Genomic DNA, 17,702 nt, shown 5'->3' on the forward strand with positions numbered 1-17,702 from the left:
GCAATGTAACCTTAGCTAACTTCAAGATCACATTAGACACCCTAAATCGAATAAAGGCTTCACAAAATCCAAAAAATGTCACATTAAATCCTTATGTCTTACGATCAAAGCGGTGCGTTTTTGCCAACTCTCGCCATAGATCTCACGCACCGACAATCTGCCATGTGGATGGTGCAAAACTAAGCAATCCCCCACCACAGGCGTTGTTTTCTCGCTCTTTAAGTTGCCATCGCCCAAATACACTAGTGCATGATTAACATGGTGCGTGCGTCCAACACGGCATAAAATGACATCATGCTTTTGAGGCGTGTCATTTACTGCTTCAAACCCAGCTTTTTTAAAGTTGTTTTCATAAAGTGGTTCATGGTTTGGGTCTTCCCACCAGTCATCAGATCGTGCAAAATCAGGCAGTGTGATGTCAAGCTCACGGTGGTAATAGTCTTGTACCAAGGTATAGCAGTCTTGTACGCCATGATGATACTCACGCCCTAACAATGGGCTTTGATAAGTGGCAGGTTGATGGCGTTTGATGTCGCAGTATTTCGCTCCTGTGGGTGCATGACCTAAGCCCACAATCATCCAATCTATGTCGTGCAGTCCCATTTGGATTTTATCCACTTCAGATGGCAACGGTTCGCCATCAGGGTGGCTGTGGATAATTGCCTGTATTTCGCCAAGCTTGGATAAGTTAATAAATTGATCAGGGTCAATCTCAAACGCATTGGTAGGATTGGGGGCGATGTTCGTGCAAGGGCAATATTGACCACCGATGATCACGCCACAACATTCATTAGGGTAATCTTCCCAAGCATGGGCGATGATTTGGTCTTTTAGGGTTTTGGTGAGTCGCATATTTTTTCCAATAAAAAACCGCCCAAGTTGTACTTGGACGGCTGAATATGTGTTTATAATTCAATGGCTTATAAAATAAAAAAGCCAAGCAATTTTACGAAAAAACGCAGAAATGACTTTATTTGTATATTGTAATACAATTGATTCCATCAACACAAGGGGTGTTGATTGGGCTAGGACAAGCCTAGTGATAAACAAGGAAAAGAACGATGTACAAGTTAATCCAAATCATCGTCCTTATTGTCTTACTACTCATTAGCATAAATGCTTGGTAAGCAATAAGCCAGTGAGTTAGCTACCAACTAACAAACTGGGTGCTAAGTGGGATAGCCGTCCTACTTAGCACATTCCTTACTCATTATCATAGCACCATTTTTATAAAAATCAAGGATTTTTTATGGCAGATAAAGCAAGCCCACAAGCACGCAAAAAAGCAACCGCTAACTATTTTGATAAATCATTGGCACGCATCGGACTTGTCATCAGTCATACTGAGCCAGAAGTTCTAGCAGCCCTTGAAAGCATTGTAGCACGCAAGGGATGCTCAAAGGCAATGGCAATCAAAACCGCTTTGGTTGAGTATGCCAAAACACTTGACTAACCCAAAAGCCCACTGGCAGGAAAACCGCCAAATCGTTGTTCATTGTTCCTAAGCTTGCAATCGCTTAGCCTACCACCGCATCTGTCCAGCTCTGGATTGTCGGTGGGCTTACCGTCTGTCGTAAAGCGGTTTGTGCCAATATAACCGCACTCCTCGCCACGGTAACGCCCACACACCGCCCAATGGCAATAACTGGTGATTTGACGCACTGGGATTCTTAAGCCCTCAAAGTCCACAGGGTTGGATAATTCAAAGGTGGTAACAGCGTTGGTTTCAGATGTTTTTTGCTCAATATACCAATGCTGGATGCGGTAGTTTTGCTCATCAGTGCTGGCCAAATACTCTGCCAAGGTATGAATAACTTTTAATTTAGCCCCTACAAAATCACTAAACTTTAGGCATAAAAAGCGTAAGGCTTGGGGTATGCCGCCAATGTCGTTGTGGATTGTCAAAGTAGGAGTAGAAGCACGACCATCAGAACGCACTTCTAATCCATCAGCTTTGATGGCAACGGGGATAAACTCTTGATTTTGCCAAGTGATGACGCCGTCATTGTGACCGTGAAAACGGTAAACCTCGCCACCCAATACTCTTGCGTCAAGCTCGTACAAGGTAATCAAACCTTGTACGGCAGGTTTTTGGATTTTTGAATGAAAAGTCATGACTGCACTTCGTCGTCTTCGTCGTCTTCTTCGTCTTCTACACCGTCTGTTTCGCCATCATCTACCTCTTCATCTACTTCTTGTGGCGATGTGGCAAGCTCAATTGTGTAAGCCTCGTCTTCATAGGCAATGACAAGCTTGTCAATGGTCATCTTGTGCGTAGCCTGAGCATAGTTGATGGTGGAGCTAAACCAAGTCAAAAGGTTCGCCTCAAGCAAGCTGGTTCTTTTGCCTTTGGATTTGTTTGTTTTAATTTCATAGCCATCAGTGGCTGAATAATCCATACTGATTGATTGGATAGCATCCGCATGGTCATGCGATAAGTAGTGTCTGTGATGGACAAATTGACTTAATAGGTCAATCTCTAAGTGTGTTAAGGTTTTCATATTTGACTCCAAATAAAAAGCCCTTGATGATCAAGGGCGTGGGTTATGTCGATGAAATGAGTTTCGTCGACATGGTTAAAAGGTTTGCTTTAAGTTAAAACTGATTTGCCAAGCATTGCCGCCCACACGGTTACGGCTAACTTCGCCATCTAGTCGGACTTTGATGGCAGGCTCATCAGGCAAAGGTTTAAAATTAAAGGCTTCAACGCCCTTTGTATCAACCAAAAAGCGGTAAATCTCATCAATCACCGCCTTAGTGTCTGTTTTGCTACATTGCCATGATTTACGGCTGTTATTGATGCCAAAACTGACAGATTGCTCATAGCCATCGCCAAATTGTGTGGTGGTTTTGTTAATGGCGGTGGTTTCGGTACTGTCTTGGGATATGTCCCATGTAAAGGTTTTCATTTTTTTGCGGTCTCCAGATTTTAGGAAATTATCTGCCGTAATATGCACCACCCTGCCTTAGCTGACTACGGTGATATTTCTGTATCTCATCTTGGGCAATGTGTCTCGACATCTTGCCAACGGTAACCAAAACATCGCCGTTGGGCATCTGCTCGGCAGTAGCAGTTTCATTTGAGTAGTTATTGATGATGACTTTAACACCCCCAATATTTTCCCCATTGCTCAATCGCTCAAGATTATTAACACCAATGCGTTTAGTGGCTTTGGCATTCATAACATATTCTTGACCGTGTACCACGCCAGCAATACTATTTACGCCAATGTTGCCTGTATAACCGCCTGATTTAAAGCCCCGTGGCGTGACGGCTTGGATAAGCGGGATAAATGAGGACGATTTGGCTGCCGCTATTGCTGAAGCCTTTAGCTTATTCCACACCGTGCCAGGCTCTTTGGCATAAGCATCTGATGCTGCAAGCCAAACATTTTGACTTGCTTCAGCGATGGCAAAAGCCTTAGATGCGGCAAACAAGGCTCGATAAGTGCTTGACTGCTCGCCTTGATAGCCCCTAATAAGTCCTGCCAATGCCCCAAATGTTGCACCATATCTTTGCAAAGTCATATTAAGGTTATCTTCTTCATGCTGTCGCATCTCATCAGCCGCTCGCTCTCTAATGGCTTTCATCTCGGATTCATGGGCTTTTTCCGCTTCTTGTAGTAGGCGGTGGCGCTCATGGGCGTTAGTGATGACATATTCCCCGACTTCATCAATTGCTTTGATAGAATCAACCACATTTTGATAGATCTCAAGCTGTTCTTTTTCACGCGTAACCATCTGGCGGTTAATCTGCCATTTGCCGTAGTTAAGACTGCTCATGTTGTGCTGATTTAGCATGTCTGTCATGGCATTGGCATGCCCACCCCGTCCGATACCACCAATCAGTTTTTCTAAGTCTTTGACTTTCTTAGCCTGCGCATTCTTGAACTTTTTCACATCAAAGTCGTATTTATCAAGCGTTGCTTGCTTGTAATACTCTTTTTGTTCATCTGTCAAATCCGCATCGATCTTTATTTTTTCAAGGGCTAAGTCACGCTCGGCATCTAAACGCTCTCTTGCACTAAGCCTAAAGCTGTATAGATCATAGGCTAATTGTTTGTCCTGATAGGCAGCGTTTAGTTTAAACCGATTAACAAGGATTTCTTCATAAGCTGCGGCAACTTCTGGTTCAAAGCCTGCCTCCATGAGTTCTTTAACTTTTTTCTCATGATCCGCCTTTGCCTTGGCTTGAGCATTGAGAAGTTCATATTCAATACGTTCTCGTGCCTCTGCTTGCTTTTTAGCAAGATCGGCTTGCTTTTCAACAAGTTCTTGGAAATCTTGAACGATGATATCGCCGCCAACTTTGGCGGAAATTTGCTCGTAGTACTTATCTCGCTTTTGAGCGTGTTTCTGCGCGCCTGATGCACCAAGAACGGCTCTGCCGCTTCTATCCCAACGGACGAAATCATCGCCCAAAACTTCATAAGATGTTTTGTAATCCACGTTCGGATTAGATAAAAACAAGTCTCTAGTTTTGCGATAGGCTGGGTTTTCTACCATTTCTTTTACGGCAAATCTAGCTTGAGCATTAAGGGCTTCTTGCGATTGCTCTATGCGGCCGTTTTTATACACGCCCGCCTGCGTTAGATACTTGATCAACTCTTCTCGTCTGCTGCCCTGCCAAGAAAGCATACCCAAGCTGGCTTTCTTGTTGCTTTTATCCGTATGTCCGCCAAATAGGTACTTGATCGCATAGTCATTCTCTCGACCTACTTCGGCAGTCGCTGCCAATGCTTGCTTCTCGGACAACCCCGCTGAAATCCATGCTTTATATACCATTATTTGCGTATCATCAGATGATATGCTTTTAGATTTTTTTGAGTTACCAGAGCCGCCCGATCGACCGTTTGAACGTGAACGACTACCGCCAGAACCTCTGCTTGATTTAGGTTTTTGAGACTCTCTATATTTCCTTAATTCCTCCCGTGCTTTATCTGCGTCCAATATTTCTCTTGCTATGTCACTAGTAATAACCCCATTGTTAGCAAGATGGACTCTCGCAAAATCCCTAGAAGCACCCTCAGAAAAGCCTTTTTTCATCATCTCAAGGGTCATTGCATCTGCGAATGCTGTTTGTGAAATAGTGCTTAGATATTCCTGCGCCTTTTTAGTTAATCCTGCCACTTCGTCAGCAGCGTTAGATGCAGCACCTGCTACATTATCCATTTGACCAGCTAAACTACTTGAGGCGTTAGAGGCATCATAAGCTGTGTTCTCATAGGCTCTGCCAATGCTTTCGGCATGGTCTAGATCATCTTTGGCTTTCTGCGTTTTATGCGCTTGCTCGGTCAGCTTCATGGCAAAATCTTCACTTGCCACGCCCATGCCGCGAACTTTAATTGCTAACTCTTCTGCTGATATTGACTTATCTCTAAGGGCTTGCATAGACGCAAAGATTTCAGCTTTTTGTTCCGCTGTCGCTTTCGAATTGTTTGCAATTCTAGCGGTTAGAATAGTCAGTTCATTGATTTGGTCTTTATATGCTTGTGTTTTTTCTCTGATTTCCTTGGTTATTTGGTCTCGTGCTAGTTGCTTTTGGTTCTCGTTAAGCTTTCGATATTCCTCCGCTAACTCCGCAACCGTCTTTTTGTTGGTTTCTAAAACCGCATCGGCTTTCTGTGTGTTGTCTTTTAGCAACATGTAAGACGCTGCAACACCACCAACCATCAAGGCAAGCCCCATAGGTCCGCCCATAACACCAGCCAATCCTGCCATGACACCACGCATTCCGCCAGCGGTTGCAACGACTGCCTTTTTGGCTTTACCAAGATTGATTTGTGCTTGAGTTGCCGCGTTGGTAGCAGCGGTTAATTGAGCCTGTGCCATCGCTTCGCCACGCAATGCGGCTACTGACTTATAACTTGCTTGCACCTTTGCAAGCTTGGCTTGTGTGGTTGCGACTTCACTTTTCGCCACTGCCAATTCAGATTGTGCTTTTTGTGCGTTAGCTGTTCGTTCAGCGATCAAAGCTGTGATAGAAGCATAGACCGATTGGGTTTTTTGTGCGATGGCATAGGTTGCGTATGTTATCCCTGCCACCATTGTTGTATCAGCTACGGCATTGAAGTTATTGGCTAGAATTTGGATGGCACTAGATAACGCACTGGCTGCACCGCTCGCCTGTCCCGCTTCACCGACAAACTTTGTCATTGAGTTTGAAAGCATTTGGATTGATTGACCGATGGTGAAATCGGTCTTAGAGAACATCTCATCGATATAAGGCTTAGCCTTATCTAGGGCTTCGACTAATACCTCGCCTGTTAGCTTGCCCTCATTGGCCATGGTGCGCAGCTCTCCGGATGTCACATTAAGACCGTACGCTAATGCTTTAATGATGCCGTTTGCGTTCTCGTTTACGGAGTTAAATTCATCACCACGCAATACACCAGAGCCCAAGCCTTGACCGAATTGTGTTAGGGCAGCGGCGGCACTCTGCGCGCTGCTACCACTGATGGCAACGGCTTTTGATACCGTATCTGTTAGTTTTGCAGTTTTTGCAAGGTCTAGGTTTAATTGATCTGCGTTTTCCGAAAACTTTTGGAATACCAAAACCGCGCTGTCCCAGTCAGAGCCTGTGCTTTGTACAATCTTAAACGTCTCCTGCATGGATTTGTTTAGGTCTTCAGCACTCTTTGTGACTAGCTTTAAGCGGTTCTGCATGCCTGCGAAAGCATCCATTTTTGAAATGGCTGTGCTAACGGTAAAGACACCCGCCATTTGCGTTGCAATGCTGCCTAGCGTTGGCGATAAGCCTTTAAGAGAATTATCAAGTCGCTTGCTTGCACTTGTAGTCTCATCTATGTTGTTTTTGAGTTTGGCTAGATTTTGTTGTACTGGCTTTGAGCCAGATACAAATTTGTCAAGCGATCTAGCGGCATCATTGACATTGCCGTTAAAGCGATCAACGCCCTGTCCTGCCGAACCAGTAGCTTTTTCAATAACGCCCATTCTTTTTTCAATGCTCGCCAGTGTGCTTTCCGCTCGATTTGCATCAACTTGAATATCTAACCTGTATGTCTGTGTTGGCATAATTTTCCCCATAAAAAACCGCTCAAAAAGGGCGGTCAGCACGAAAGCCCCGCAAGCCACGCCTGCAGGGTTTTATAATGAAAAGCTTAGTTAATTAATAATAACGGCCAACCGACCAGTGTGTGTTTTTCAAGCGTTCAGGGTTCATGCCGTTGTAGCCCAGATGTTTGCCAATGTGGTTAGCAAATATCGCAGCATGAATGATGTGGCCGTGTATCTCGCCTGATAATTTAGGGCTTAGCATTCTAAACGGCTCTTCAATGGCTTTATACCAAGAATAGATGAACTGTGTGTGCCATGCCAAGTTCTGGGCATTGATGGACAGTCTGTCATCCATACCGCCTTTTGATTTTACCATCAGTTCATGCACATATTTTACCGCTTGTAGGATTTGTTCTTTTGACAATTCTTTGATTTCATCAATACCAAATCTTTGATACACCATCTTATAAATGGTAGAGTAATCCAAGCGTAACACACCTGTTGCCATACTCACTGCATTACGAAGTGGTAGGGTGTCGTCTGATGACAGCTTAGGCAAACAAGGTATCGCCCCTGTATTAAGTGCGTCAAACGCACGGATAACCATAAGGCTGAATTTGGCACTGATCCACATGGCATAGCGATAGACCAGTTCACGGCAGACAAATGTACCTTGCTTTGTGGTTTTGGTGTTGCCACCTTGCACGGTCATATAAGCGATTTGGTTTTCGCTTTCAATCTCGGCAATCAGCTCTTTGGTTTCTTGATTACGCATAAATTGATATGGCTCATGCTTTTTAGCACCGCCAGAGACTTTATGTAAATCATTTAGGGAAAATAAGCCGTTGTGTTGGCTAATGGCTTGGTTTGAGATGATTAAGTTCATAAGAACTCCTTACTTAAAGTTTACGAAATTTACCCATATAGGGTGCTAGGGGTGTTCGTAAGCCGAAGTAAGACGGCTGGGCTTATTCGTGTATTGCTACCTTATCTCGCCACCACCCCTAGCATAATTCTCAAACACTCCCCAAATTTGGGTATTGCTTTATTTTTAGGCACTCCGCTAATTTGCGGAGTGGAATTTTGATAGGGTTTTTTTACTTCTCAAATTTGAGAAGTGGTTTTTATGCAAAGTTTCGGATTAACTTTAGACAATCTACATATAGTAGAAATTAGGCATAAAAAGACCGCCAAATCACGGTTGCGGTTATCCGCTTACTTGTAAGGTTACGACACCTTAGGGCATATATTACCCTAGCCCAAACCCCATGTCAAGCCCTACCACCATTTAACGGCATTGATATAATCAGGCAGTTTAAAAAACACAATAATGATACAAATCATTAATGTGATTTTCCAAAGCAACTTTCCAATCTTTTCAGGCGTTACATTAGTTATTTCTATCATAAAAACCCCTAGCAATTTCATCAAAAATCGTTTATCATTACTCACATGTTGTCCTATTAAGTTATGGTTAATTGGATAATAAAAACCCCAAACTTTGCAGAGTTTGGGGTTTTGCTTATTAAAAAAACCCACCTTGTAAAGTGGGTTTTTTATTAAACTTATTTATTGTGAGGTATTGCGGAAAGCCCCAATTTAGCTAGCGCTTCTTGCGCTGCTTCTTCTGCATGTTTTGCAGCCTCGGCAGCTTCTATATCTTGCGCTGCTTCTTCTGCTGTTTTTTGCACTGGCTGCTTTGTTGGTTGTTTTTCTCGGATGCTTTTCGATAACTCAAAAACTTCTTGAAGCATTTTTTGATCTTTGTCATTTGGCACTACAGTAACTTCAGCAAAAATATTGCGAATATCGCCATGCAATTTCCAATTTGAGTATTTACTTATCAGAATCGATGGTTCTGCAAATAAGCCAGTTGCAAAGTCTGCCACTTCGTTATCTTGAATGATTTTTGACCATTCAAGATAATCAGAGCCGTTGCCAGTGTTGTTAATTTCATACGCAAATTCGCAAAAGAATTGACCGCGCAACATTGTTCCAAAGCTATTTTGAGCATCATACTCAATATGAGTTCCTAATGTTCTATAATACGGCTTTAAAACCTGCTCATAACTTTCTTTTATACGCCCTTTTTCTTTATCAATGATATCATCACGATACAAACCAAATACTAAATCTGCATTTGGCTGCGCTAAAAAAATATCCACCTTACTAACTTTTAAACTTGATGGGGATTTTAGCAGACCTGTCAGCTTATCTAGGCAAGCCCCATGAGCTGCATTAATAACCTGCTTTTCAAGACCTGTGTCTTTTTCTTTGCAACCTGTTAGTGATAAAGCGACAAGAGCAGCCAAAGTTAAGCATTTTATATTAATATTCATCACTTACAGACCTTTTTAGACTTGCTAATAGTCCCGTCTTTACACAAAAATTTACCATCACTAGTACAGGCTTCGATACCGCCCTTTTTGCCGCTGCAAGGTTTATTCCCTTTAGCCATGGCTGGTGTTGTAATTAACATTAAAGCTGTGCAAATTGCTAATAACTTTTTCATCTCTTGCTCCTTGTAAGTCAAGCTTATATCTTACACAAGCCGTTACATTTTGGCAATAGATGATTACATTTTATCATATTCATCATTTTTAAACTTTCGCACTTCACTTATAATATCGGGCAATCGCCAAACAAGTACTATCAATAACGCAAAAATACCCAAGATTATTAAGTTTATCATAGGCAATTCTCCCAATTTCACAAAATCTATGGTAAAATTCATCTTAAGTTTAATTCCTTTCTTGTTCAAAGGGGTTAAAATAAAAAACCCTTAAACCGCCACAGTTTAAGGGTTTTTGCTTATTTACCGCTTAGATTTCTTGTTAAAACTATCCAGCCAAATATCATCAAGGGCGAACACCACGGCATCAAGCAGCCATCTGGGCGCATAATGGCGATAATGTTCGCATACATCGCTAATATCCCGTACACTCAAGGGTAATGCTATGCCGTCAATATAGCGTCTTTGCCTGCTAGCTAACGCAAATATCTGTATGCAATTGTCGCTGACTAAGTCGCCCGCCACTTCATTTGGCAATGCTATACCAAGTCGCTTGTAAATCTCTTTTCGCTTGGCGTTTAGCTTTACTTCTTGGGTTTGCCACTTGTAGCGGTCGATGGCTTTTTTACGACTTCAGCCGTCATCGTTTTGTATTCAAGGCGACCCACGAAGAAAGCACCTAAAGCAGCATCGACTAATTCGCCACGTTCTTTAGGTGGCAAGCTATTGATTAGCAAGATGAAGTTATCGCCATTAATGGCTAGCGGCATATCATCGGCGTCTACCACATTCCATTTATCAATAGCATATTCGCCAACAATAAATAGCCATGTTGTGTCTTTTGACAATCCTTGATTTTTCCGTCTTAGATCATCTAGTGCAATGCGCTCAATGTTCGGAGTTTGCATCTTATCGATAGCACTTTCTAACGCCTCATCTCTTTCAAGTTTGATTGTTAATTCAATGCCGCCAATGCTTACTTCTTTCGTGATCTTTTCAAGATTGGGTTTTTTTAAAATATCTAGTTTAAAAGTCATTTTGTTTATCCTTACAGTTTAATCGCCGTGATAATGGCAGGTAGAGCAAAAAGCAACAAGCCGAATGCCGCTAATCCCACCAAGATTAAGAAGCGTTTCATTTCCATTTCTATCTCAAAAGGAGTTAATAAAACCGCCAATTATTTGCAGTAATTGGCGGTTTTGCTTTATTTACGCTGTGGTGTGTCGCTCAATGACTGGGCTTTCGTCCACCACGGTGTAATTAACATCAACTGTGACCAAATCCGTGCCTGATGGGCTTGGGATTTCGCCCGATACTTGGAATTTGGGGATTTTAATCACATAGCGCTTGTTGTCCGCAAATTTGATGGGGACTTCAAGGCTTAGTGTTCGCCCTGTTAGCTGATTAGTGATGATGTCGTGTGCCTTTTGGCTATATGCGATTGTCATACTACCGCTAATATTGGCAAGCATGGCATGTATGTTACCGCCATAGATATTCTCGCCTAGACACTTCTGAATTTCGGTCTGGTTGTCAATCTCAAGGCTAAACGATTCCACGCACACATCAAGCTTTGTGCCATCGACTTTGATTTCACCGATTGATAAACCGCTGGCTTTGGCAGTATCGGGTGTTGGCGTGGGGCTTTTTGCAAATGATGCTTCTTTGTTTTGCTGGTAGTCCAAGCCTGTCATGCCAAAGCTTAGCTTGACAAGGCTTTCGGCATCAACGCTTAGGCTAAAGTTCGATACCACGCATTGACCGAATACATGGTTTACCGTGATGTCTTCAAAGTCTTTAGTAATGGCAAATTGATGTTTGGTTGTGCCAATGCTTAGTGTGTTTGGCGATGCACGACCGCCCGACCAATCACTCCAAAAAGCACCTGCGATTAAATCGTCATAAGCTTCAAACATCAGTTCAGTTTCGATCGAGCCTTCAACTCTTGCAGATGTTACCATGCCTGCCTTGCCGATGCGTCCGCCTGAAAGCATTTCGCTGTTGGTTAGTTCGGTTGATACGGTTAGTCCGTTTGTGATGTTGGGTAAGATTTTCCACCCTGTTTGTGGAATGGTTTTGTCTGCTTGTTTAGCGTATGCTGATTTGACGCGTGCGCCACTTGACATAATTACTCCTAGTAGTACCGATACGGCACACTCACATTGATTTGATAAATACCATCGATTGACGGCACACTGATGATGCTAGGGGCTAATAGCTCAAGCCGCTCTAGCTGTTTGGCTTTTAGGTGCTTGGCAAGGCTGTCGGCTTGTGTTTTAATTGCAACTGTCCCGCTATTTTCAGTCGTGAATAACTGCACAATCAGCGTACCCACTTCAAGCACGCACGGCTCATCGCTCATGCTGTTGATGTGATTGATACCGCCAAGCACCGTTACACGCCCCCAAACGCCCTTTTTAGGCGGTTTGAAGTTTACATTGTCCTTACCCATCAAGGCAGGGTCAAAATGCTCCCACCGTGCAATGTGGCTTAATATAAGCCGTTCAATTGTTACGCTGTTCATGCTTACCCCATTCTTGCCATTGCACTGTTAAAGGCGTTCTGATACACACCGCTAGGTGCTTGAATACTAAATCCGCCTATTGAGCGGACTTCGTAATACCCCTTGTCTTTACGCCATGTACCACGCTTAACAGGATTGGGATAACCACCAAATTCAATGACGCCTGCATAAGGCGAATTGGTTTGAATGTAAATTGTCGGATAATTGCCCTTAGCAATCCCCATAATCACCTCAATGCTTGCACCCATTTGTGCCATGCTTGGTGCACCAATGCTGATGTGATGTGATCGCCTGTATGCTCCTGTATCGACAGGAGAGAGTGCCACCACATTGTTATAGCAATCAATGGCAAAGGTGCGATACTGCTTATCTAGCTCGTCTGTGATTTGCTTGATAAAATCGCTAGGCGGTCTATCCCACTTCATGCCCATCGCTAAGCCCCCTTAGTTGCATTACCCATGTCGCATTAGCAGGGTCTTTGGCAATGCTAAGCACACGCATGTCATTGATGACATCATCAATCATGGGCATACCTGTAACTTCAGATTGTAAGCAAATCAGCTTCACATCATGAATACCAATCGCTTGCCCGTCCGTCTCATACGCACTGTATGAGCCAAATACCCCACGCCCTGTGTAGGCTTCGGTTGGCGTGCCGTTGTCATTGATGACCCAATCATCATTGCTTTGGCGTGTGGCGGTAAAATCGGTAACGGCATCCGCCAAATCAGTATCAAACGCCTGACGGATTTCTTCGTTTATTTCATTTTTTAAACTCATGCCCATCCTTTAGTAGCGAGATACCATCAAGTTAAGTCCGCCTTTGGCAATAAAAGGTTTGATTAAATCAAGTGCCATCATCTCATACTCACTCATCGGCTGACCATCAACGCCTGTTGCATAGGTTTTTGATACTGATACATCGCCAGCTTTTGATGATTTAGATACCACCACGCCTTCAGTGCGTGTTTGGTATAGCTCCCCCGCCATGTAGGCTTTAGCAATCAGTCGCCCTGCTTGTTTGACATTGTCATGGTAGGGTTTTTGTATTTGATGGCGTGATAGCCAAGCATTGACCGCAAGTAGCGTATCTTCATTGGCATCAGGCAAATTTAGTTCGTCTTGCGTCATAAATACCCCATGATAAAACCCCCATAAGAACTTTACCTTATGGGGGGTTTGCGATTATTCCACTTTACCAGTTTCTGATGTCGTGCCAGTCAAAGCTTCTGTTTTTTCTGGATTTTTAATGCCATAGTCGCCCCCACTTTTAGCGGTATCGGTCGCTTTCATCGCCCCTGCCGTACTTTTTGAGTCGTCAAAGTAGTCTCTTTCTGATGGGTAAGTGTAGTTATAAGCAGGTTTTACTTTGTCTTTGGGTAGTCCCATCATTCACTCCTTATAGATTGGTGATTAAAAAGCGGATTGGCGTTTGCTCTGGTGTTGCGTCCAGTCGCCAGTTTGTGCCTGTTTGTAGGTCTGTCCAGCTTGCTGATAAGGCTTCATTCTTTGTACCGCCTGTCAATGCAGAGTCTTCAGCAATGAAGCTAAACCCCTGTGGGTGGATTAACGCATGACGGCGTGTCCAAAGCGTGGTATGACCTGCACCGTTACCTGTGTTTGCCGTGCGTTCAAGTTCTAAATCATCTTGACCTGCTACGACATCGGCAGCGAATGCCCCACGACCTAGCAAGTACGACACATATTTAGCATTTTTGCCTGTGCCAATAACCGTGCCTTTGGTGGATTGAACGATGGTGCGACCGTTATAAGTCTCAACAGGCTTTAAATCATCAGCGGTGGCAACTTTCTCCACAAGGCGTTGCTTACGCATTTTGGTGGCAATGAGCGGGTGGACAATCATGATGCCATGTCCTTGATACGCCTCATCAAGCGTGCCTTCAGCGTCGATGAACGCATTCACATCAAAGCCACTGGTGTCATCAGCGGTGGTCTTTGAAATGTCATGGGTAAGCTTCTTGCCGTTGGTATGGTCATAGTTCATCAAACCAAACACGGTAGCAATGGCACGGTTTTCCATTTGGGTTAGCCAAAATCTATCTAACATCTTAGCAATCTCACTCAAAGGCGATTTGCCTGTTAGATAGTTCTCCAGTCGGCTCTCAATAAAGCCCTCGTTTAAAAACGCCACACGACCTTTTGACTTACTTGCTTCAATGCTTCTTGGCATGGCGATATCAGTCATGATGGTGTTGCCATAGTTGGCTTCAAGATTGCCATCAATGGGGTGGATGAATGGCACTTCAAAGGTTTTTGAGCCGCTTGTCAGTAGTGGTCTTAGGCGACTGTCCGACACAAAGGCTCCTGACTGATAAAACTTTGAACGCTGCAGGTTGTCTTTAACTTGATAAGACAACACCACATTTTTATTAAAAATTTCTCTTAAATTGGGCATGATTACTCCATGAATAATTGATTAAATAAAGTTGGGTTAGACTGTGCCAAAGCGACTCGCTCGGCTTCGCTATAATCTTGGGCTTGTTTTTGACTTTGACCTGTTGCCCCTGTGCCACTAGCCCTTGTGCCGTCAATCAAACTGTCAAACTTACCCCCATCTTTGAACTCTTTTACTAAATCGTCCAATGTAGAAATGGTCAAGTTACCATTGCCATCTGTTACTTTAACTGCTCCGCTATCCACCGTTAAGCGTTTTTCAATGAGCATTTGCAAGATTTCTTGGTTGTGTGGATTGGTGGATAGCTGGCTGGCAATTTTCAATGATTGTGATTTAATCAAATCATTGTTACGCTCGGCTGTCATGTCACTCATCTGTTTTTCAAGATTTGCAATTTTATCTTGATAGCTTTTTTCTAAGGTTTCAAAATCGCCTTGTTTGCGTGCCAGTTCTTCCGCCTGTTTGTCTTTTTCGGCTTGCTCGGCTTTGCGTTTTTCGGTCTCGCTTTTCTTTTCTGCCAGGAGTGTTTCGTTATGCTTTCGCAGGCGTTCAATTTCTGCTTGTGCCGCTTGAAACTGCTCGGCTGTGATTTGGGTCTCTTGTTTGTTTTCGTCTGTCATGGGTTACTACCTTTTGTTTGCAATTACAAATTGCGGACAATAAAAAACCCCTTGCATTTGCAAAGGGTTTGGGGTTAAATGATCAAAAACGCCATTTTTAAGGCATTTTTTATCGTCAATGCTTTGTATTTTAAGGGTGTTAAGGTCTGATCAATCCAACCGACTTTAATATCTGCTCAACTTCTTTTCTAAATTGAGTTTCGTTAATGTTAATATCAGGGTCGTCATCAATACCATCTAGCCCTAAATCAGGGGCAAATCTGTCACAAGCGGAAAAGATGTGCCACCCAGCCGTTGCCTGCTCATCAGTAACGGTCTCTTTTCTTGGAGTACGCCAAGCCTCTAGGTATTTCATCATAAATTCTTCAGCTTGATATTTGCCTTGATGAAAATCCGAAGCCAGTTTAAGCAATGTAGTCAAAATAAAATACCTTTATTTATGTAATATTCATACTGTTTTTTACTTTCTGGGTCATCTAGTTTAAAAGTAAACGCCGTAATAAACTCGCCAGTTTCTTTGATAGCAACAGCAACCATCGTACCACTATTATAATACACAATACTGTTTTTGACATCACGATAAGTGCCTTTTGCGATGGTTTTTTCATCTGCCAAATGCTCTAAAATCGCTTGTTGATAGGTCAATAAAGTATCTGCATTCTTTTTACTAATATCAATGCCAAAATCAGTAGCGTGCTTAAACTTACGGTCAAGCTGTGAGCGTGTAAAGGTTATTTCGCCAAATCGTGTGTTTTCAACCAGTACGCCTTGACGGTTTTTTAAAATTTTGGCTTTATCAAACCCCAAAGGCTCAATCTGTCTCATCTGCTCTAAGGTCAAAGGCGTAAAGTTTTTATCCAGTTGCAAGGATTTAAACTTTTCTGCACTCATGCCACCATCACGAAACAGCTTACCTCGTGTCTTGCCAAGCACTTCATCTTGATAATCGGGTGTTTGCTTTTTCAGCCATTCATAATAGGTCTGATTTTCTACCACGCCATGCTCGCTTGTACGCTGTTTTGGAGCGATATAGCCATCATAGATGATTTCAAAACTTGACCGACAGTTAAAGTGGTAAGGCGGATATTTCGCCTTGGCAATCGGCATGAACTGATGGTCTAAGTGGCGACAAATCGGACTGGTGCGACTGTCTAAGGTTGCGATAACCTTAATGCCTTTGATGATGTCTTTGTTATCATTGATAAAGGCTTGCTTGGCTTCACTTGCCACAATCGCCGTGCCTGTGCGTGCGATAGCGTGGGCATTTCTTGTTGTTGTACGCAAAATGCCATCTTGATAACGATTAGCACGGCTACCCCTTATCAGCTGCACAAGCTTATCATTGGTTAAACCCTCGCTGTGAGCTAGGCGTATGACACGGATAACCCGCTCGCTTTCGGTTTTGCTAAATGATTTGGTTAATTCATCCAGACTGATGCCCACATTGGTGGTTAGATGCAGCGGCTTATCAAAAACTTTATCAGCGTACGCCATTAGGCTTTTTGGGCTGTTTAACCGTTGTCTGGTTGCCTTGTAAGCCTCATCACTATGTACCTTGTAGCGATGAGAAAAAAGCGTACGCCAGTTTGACTTTAATCCGTCCCTATAAGCACCAAACAAGCCTTGTAATTCTTTATCGGCATTGGTGGTTAATTGCTTGATTTCACGAGCGTTTAGGCTTTTTACCTCACGGTTGAATACCGCTTTTTGCAGATATTCATCTACCGACTTTAAGGTTTTGCCAAAATCATTGACCAAGGATTGTTTTAGGCGTTCAAGGTTGATGAGTCTCTTCATTTATGCCGTACCCTTGTAATTCACCTTCAATCAATGCTTTTGCTTCACCAGCATCTTCAATGGTAGCGATTTCATCCTCTACCAGTTTTGCACGCATTTCACCAAAGCTTATCGCACCTCCTTGCCATTCAGCAATCAGCTGGGCTCGTTCTTGGGCGGTCATCTTATTGGTGGCAAAGTTAGTATTAAAACTGACGGTAGGCACCCCATCAGCCCCCACAAAACGCCCCAGATAGCCAAAACAACGGCTATAAGCATCCGATAAGTTATTGCAAATGGTTGCCAGTAATGATGTTTGCTCAGCAATCTCCGCCCCTGCTTCTGTTGCGGTTTTATTGCTTGTGTTGCCAACCAATCTTGCACCGATGGCGACCATTTGTTCTTCTTTATGTCGCATCGCTTCAAAATTGGCGTTGTTGGCGTCAGCTTGTAATAATTGAGCGGTTGCCCCCACGCCTAGAATCTGCCCCACCCTTGACCCCAAATGCACACCGCCATTGGGCTGTAGTACATCACGATACCATTCATTGGTCACCCCTGTAATAAACAAGGTGGGCTGACCTGCAATAAAGTTACTTTCTTGGTAGTCGGCACTGTCCCTATAATGAGATAAATTCAAGGGACTGTAGTGGATTAGCACCTACGCCATACTACAAGCATGAAATAATTCATTGTAAATTAGGTGAAAAGTTCAAATGAAACTGCTTGAAGCTCATGCTTTGTTTGATGGTGGAGTGGAGCTTGATGAAAGCTACTTCGGTGGCATTCGCAAAGGTAAGCGAGGTTGTGGGCTTACGGCAAAACAGCTGTGTTTGG

Annotated in this window: 21 protein-coding genes and 1 pseudogene; 2 read left to right on the forward strand and 20 right to left on the reverse strand. The window is 43.3% G+C overall.

Annotation, left to right across the window (positions count from 1 at the left end):
• Positions 1-78 precede the first annotated feature (78 nt).
• On the reverse strand, positions 79-852 hold the full coding sequence (locus M2R47_RS06085) for a C40 family peptidase (protein ID WP_249100404.1): 774 nt from the start codon (positions 850-852) through the stop codon (positions 79-81).
• 397 nt (positions 853-1,249) lie between these two features.
• Between M2R47_RS06085 and M2R47_RS06090 the strand changes: the two genes are divergently transcribed.
• Positions 1,250-1,453 carry a hypothetical protein gene (locus M2R47_RS06090; RefSeq protein WP_249100407.1) on the forward strand — a complete coding sequence of 68 codons (204 nt, stop codon included), beginning with the start codon at positions 1,250-1,252 and terminating at the stop codon, positions 1,451-1,453.
• Here M2R47_RS06090 and M2R47_RS06095 read toward each other — a convergent pair.
• The 19 genes from M2R47_RS06095 to M2R47_RS06185 form a co-directional block, all read right to left on the reverse strand.
• Complete coding sequence (locus M2R47_RS06095; RefSeq protein WP_249100409.1) at positions 1,450-2,115, reverse strand: phage minor tail protein L; 666 nt, start codon at positions 2,113-2,115, stop codon at positions 1,450-1,452. The genes M2R47_RS06090 and M2R47_RS06095 overlap by 4 nt on opposite strands.
• Positions 2,112-2,501, reverse strand: coding sequence for a hypothetical protein (locus M2R47_RS06100; protein WP_249100412.1), 390 nt, complete (start codon positions 2,499-2,501; stop codon positions 2,112-2,114). Before M2R47_RS06100 ends, M2R47_RS06095 begins: the two co-directional genes overlap by 4 nt.
• A 75-nt stretch (positions 2,502-2,576) precedes the next feature.
• Positions 2,577-2,909 (reverse strand): phage tail protein, encoded by a 333-nt coding sequence (locus M2R47_RS06105; RefSeq protein WP_249100415.1) that lies wholly within the window; start codon positions 2,907-2,909, stop codon positions 2,577-2,579.
• A gap of 28 nt (positions 2,910-2,937) precedes the next feature.
• Positions 2,938-7,035: a tape measure protein gene (locus M2R47_RS06110; protein WP_249100417.1), complete on the reverse strand. Its 4,098-nt coding sequence runs from the start codon at positions 7,033-7,035 to the stop codon at positions 2,938-2,940.
• A gap of 94 nt (positions 7,036-7,129) precedes the next feature.
• Complete coding sequence (locus M2R47_RS06115; RefSeq protein WP_249100421.1) at positions 7,130-7,903, reverse strand: KilA-N domain-containing protein; 774 nt, start codon at positions 7,901-7,903, stop codon at positions 7,130-7,132.
• 679 nt (positions 7,904-8,582) lie between these two features.
• A complete protein-coding gene (locus tag M2R47_RS06120; RefSeq protein WP_249100423.1) occupies positions 8,583-9,359 on the reverse strand; it encodes a hypothetical protein in 777 nt (258 codons plus the stop codon).
• Positions 9,356-9,529: a YdcA family protein gene (locus M2R47_RS06125; RefSeq protein WP_249100427.1), complete on the reverse strand. Its 174-nt coding sequence runs from the start codon at positions 9,527-9,529 to the stop codon at positions 9,356-9,358. The genes M2R47_RS06120 and M2R47_RS06125 overlap by 4 nt, the downstream gene beginning before the upstream one ends.
• Before the next feature lie 584 nt (positions 9,530-10,113).
• Positions 10,114-10,566 (reverse strand): hypothetical protein, encoded by a 453-nt coding sequence (locus tag M2R47_RS06130; protein ID WP_249100430.1) that lies wholly within the window; start codon positions 10,564-10,566, stop codon positions 10,114-10,116.
• Between the two features lie 171 nt (positions 10,567-10,737).
• Positions 10,738-11,655 (reverse strand): phage tail tube protein, encoded by a 918-nt coding sequence (locus M2R47_RS06135; protein WP_249100433.1) that lies wholly within the window; start codon positions 11,653-11,655, stop codon positions 10,738-10,740.
• 8 nt (positions 11,656-11,663) lie between these two features.
• Complete coding sequence (locus M2R47_RS06140; RefSeq protein ID WP_249100436.1) at positions 11,664-12,053, reverse strand: phage tail terminator-like protein; 390 nt, start codon at positions 12,051-12,053, stop codon at positions 11,664-11,666.
• A 2-nt stretch (positions 12,054-12,055) separates the two neighbouring features.
• Positions 12,056-12,478 carry an HK97 gp10 family phage protein gene (locus tag M2R47_RS06145; protein ID WP_249100438.1) on the reverse strand — a complete coding sequence of 141 codons (423 nt, stop codon included), beginning with the start codon at positions 12,476-12,478 and terminating at the stop codon, positions 12,056-12,058.
• Positions 12,465-12,833 carry a glutamate 5-kinase gene (locus M2R47_RS06150; protein ID WP_249100441.1) on the reverse strand — a complete coding sequence of 123 codons (369 nt, stop codon included), beginning with the start codon at positions 12,831-12,833 and terminating at the stop codon, positions 12,465-12,467. Before M2R47_RS06150 ends, M2R47_RS06145 begins: the two co-directional genes overlap by 14 nt.
• Before the next feature lie 9 nt (positions 12,834-12,842).
• The gene (locus tag M2R47_RS06155) at positions 12,843-13,184 is read right to left on the reverse strand and encodes a hypothetical protein (RefSeq protein WP_249100444.1); all 342 of its coding nucleotides are present in this window, start codon (positions 13,182-13,184) and stop codon (positions 12,843-12,845) included.
• Positions 13,185-13,238: 54 nt separating this feature from the next.
• Complete coding sequence (locus tag M2R47_RS06160) at positions 13,239-13,445, reverse strand: hypothetical protein (protein WP_249100446.1); 207 nt, start codon at positions 13,443-13,445, stop codon at positions 13,239-13,241.
• Positions 13,446-13,452: 7 nt separating this feature from the next.
• The gene (locus tag M2R47_RS06165) at positions 13,453-14,469 is read right to left on the reverse strand and encodes a hypothetical protein (protein WP_249100448.1); all 1,017 of its coding nucleotides are present in this window, start codon (positions 14,467-14,469) and stop codon (positions 13,453-13,455) included.
• Positions 14,470-14,471: 2 nt separating this feature from the next.
• Positions 14,472-15,089, reverse strand: coding sequence for a hypothetical protein (locus M2R47_RS06170; RefSeq protein WP_249100450.1), 618 nt, complete (start codon positions 15,087-15,089; stop codon positions 14,472-14,474).
• A 139-nt stretch (positions 15,090-15,228) separates the two neighbouring features.
• On the reverse strand, positions 15,229-15,510 hold the full coding sequence (locus M2R47_RS06175) for a colicin immunity domain-containing protein (protein WP_249100453.1): 282 nt from the start codon (positions 15,508-15,510) through the stop codon (positions 15,229-15,231).
• Positions 15,507-16,886 (reverse strand): colicin D domain-containing protein, encoded by a 1,380-nt coding sequence (locus tag M2R47_RS06180; RefSeq protein ID WP_249100456.1) that lies wholly within the window; start codon positions 16,884-16,886, stop codon positions 15,507-15,509. Before M2R47_RS06180 ends, M2R47_RS06175 begins: the two co-directional genes overlap by 4 nt.
• Positions 16,864-17,505, reverse strand: coding sequence for a DUF4055 domain-containing protein (locus tag M2R47_RS06185; RefSeq protein ID WP_249100459.1), 642 nt, complete (start codon positions 17,503-17,505; stop codon positions 16,864-16,866). Before M2R47_RS06185 ends, M2R47_RS06180 begins: the two co-directional genes overlap by 23 nt.
• Positions 17,506-17,590: 85 nt before the next feature.
• Here M2R47_RS06185 and M2R47_RS09645 point away from each other — a divergent pair.
• Positions 17,591-17,702, forward strand: a pseudogene (locus M2R47_RS09645) (IS1595 family transposase); the annotation flags it as partial.

It is taken from the genome of Moraxella oculi, assembly GCF_023336735.1.
GTDB lineage: Bacteria > Pseudomonadota > Gammaproteobacteria > Pseudomonadales > Moraxellaceae > Moraxella > Moraxella oculi.

Bases quoted from the DNA above. Each gene is read 5' to 3' on its own strand.
- M2R47_RS06135 (WP_249100433.1), bottom strand. From the start codon at position 11,655: ATGTCAAGTGGCGCACGCGTCAAATCAGCATACGCTAAACAAGCAGAC.
- M2R47_RS06110 (WP_249100417.1), bottom strand. From the start codon at position 7,035: ATGCCAACACAGACATACAGGTTAGATATTCAAGTTGATGCAAATCGA.
- M2R47_RS06150 (WP_249100441.1), bottom strand. From the start codon at position 12,833: ATGAGTTTAAAAAATGAAATAAACGAAGAAATCCGTCAGGCGTTTGAT.
- M2R47_RS06100 (WP_249100412.1), bottom strand. From the start codon at position 2,501: ATGAAAACCTTAACACACTTAGAGATTGACCTATTAAGTCAATTTGTC.
- M2R47_RS06115 (WP_249100421.1), bottom strand. From the start codon at position 7,903: ATGAACTTAATCATCTCAAACCAAGCCATTAGCCAACACAACGGCTTA.
- M2R47_RS06180 (WP_249100456.1), bottom strand. From the start codon at position 16,886: ATGAAGAGACTCATCAACCTTGAACGCCTAAAACAATCCTTGGTCAAT.
- M2R47_RS06170 (WP_249100450.1), bottom strand. From the start codon at position 15,089: ATGACAGACGAAAACAAACAAGAGACCCAAATCACAGCCGAGCAGTTT.
- M2R47_RS06095 (WP_249100409.1), bottom strand. From the start codon at position 2,115: ATGACTTTTCATTCAAAAATCCAAAAACCTGCCGTACAAGGTTTGATT.
- M2R47_RS06160 (WP_249100446.1), bottom strand. From the start codon at position 13,445: ATGATGGGACTACCCAAAGACAAAGTAAAACCTGCTTATAACTACACT.
- M2R47_RS06145 (WP_249100438.1), bottom strand. From the start codon at position 12,478: ATGAAGTGGGATAGACCGCCTAGCGATTTTATCAAGCAAATCACAGAC.
- M2R47_RS06155 (WP_249100444.1), bottom strand. From the start codon at position 13,184: ATGACGCAAGACGAACTAAATTTGCCTGATGCCAATGAAGATACGCTA.
- M2R47_RS06130 (WP_249100430.1), bottom strand. From the start codon at position 10,566: ATGACTTTTAAACTAGATATTTTAAAAAAACCCAATCTTGAAAAGATC.
- M2R47_RS06125 (WP_249100427.1), bottom strand. From the start codon at position 9,529: ATGAAAAAGTTATTAGCAATTTGCACAGCTTTAATGTTAATTACAACA.
- M2R47_RS06140 (WP_249100436.1), bottom strand. From the start codon at position 12,053: ATGAACAGCGTAACAATTGAACGGCTTATATTAAGCCACATTGCACGG.
- M2R47_RS06090 (WP_249100407.1), top strand. From the start codon at position 1,250: ATGGCAGATAAAGCAAGCCCACAAGCACGCAAAAAAGCAACCGCTAAC.
- M2R47_RS06085 (WP_249100404.1), bottom strand. From the start codon at position 852: ATGCGACTCACCAAAACCCTAAAAGACCAAATCATCGCCCATGCTTGG.
- M2R47_RS06105 (WP_249100415.1), bottom strand. From the start codon at position 2,909: ATGAAAACCTTTACATGGGACATATCCCAAGACAGTACCGAAACCACC.
- M2R47_RS06165 (WP_249100448.1), bottom strand. From the start codon at position 14,469: ATGCCCAATTTAAGAGAAATTTTTAATAAAAATGTGGTGTTGTCTTAT.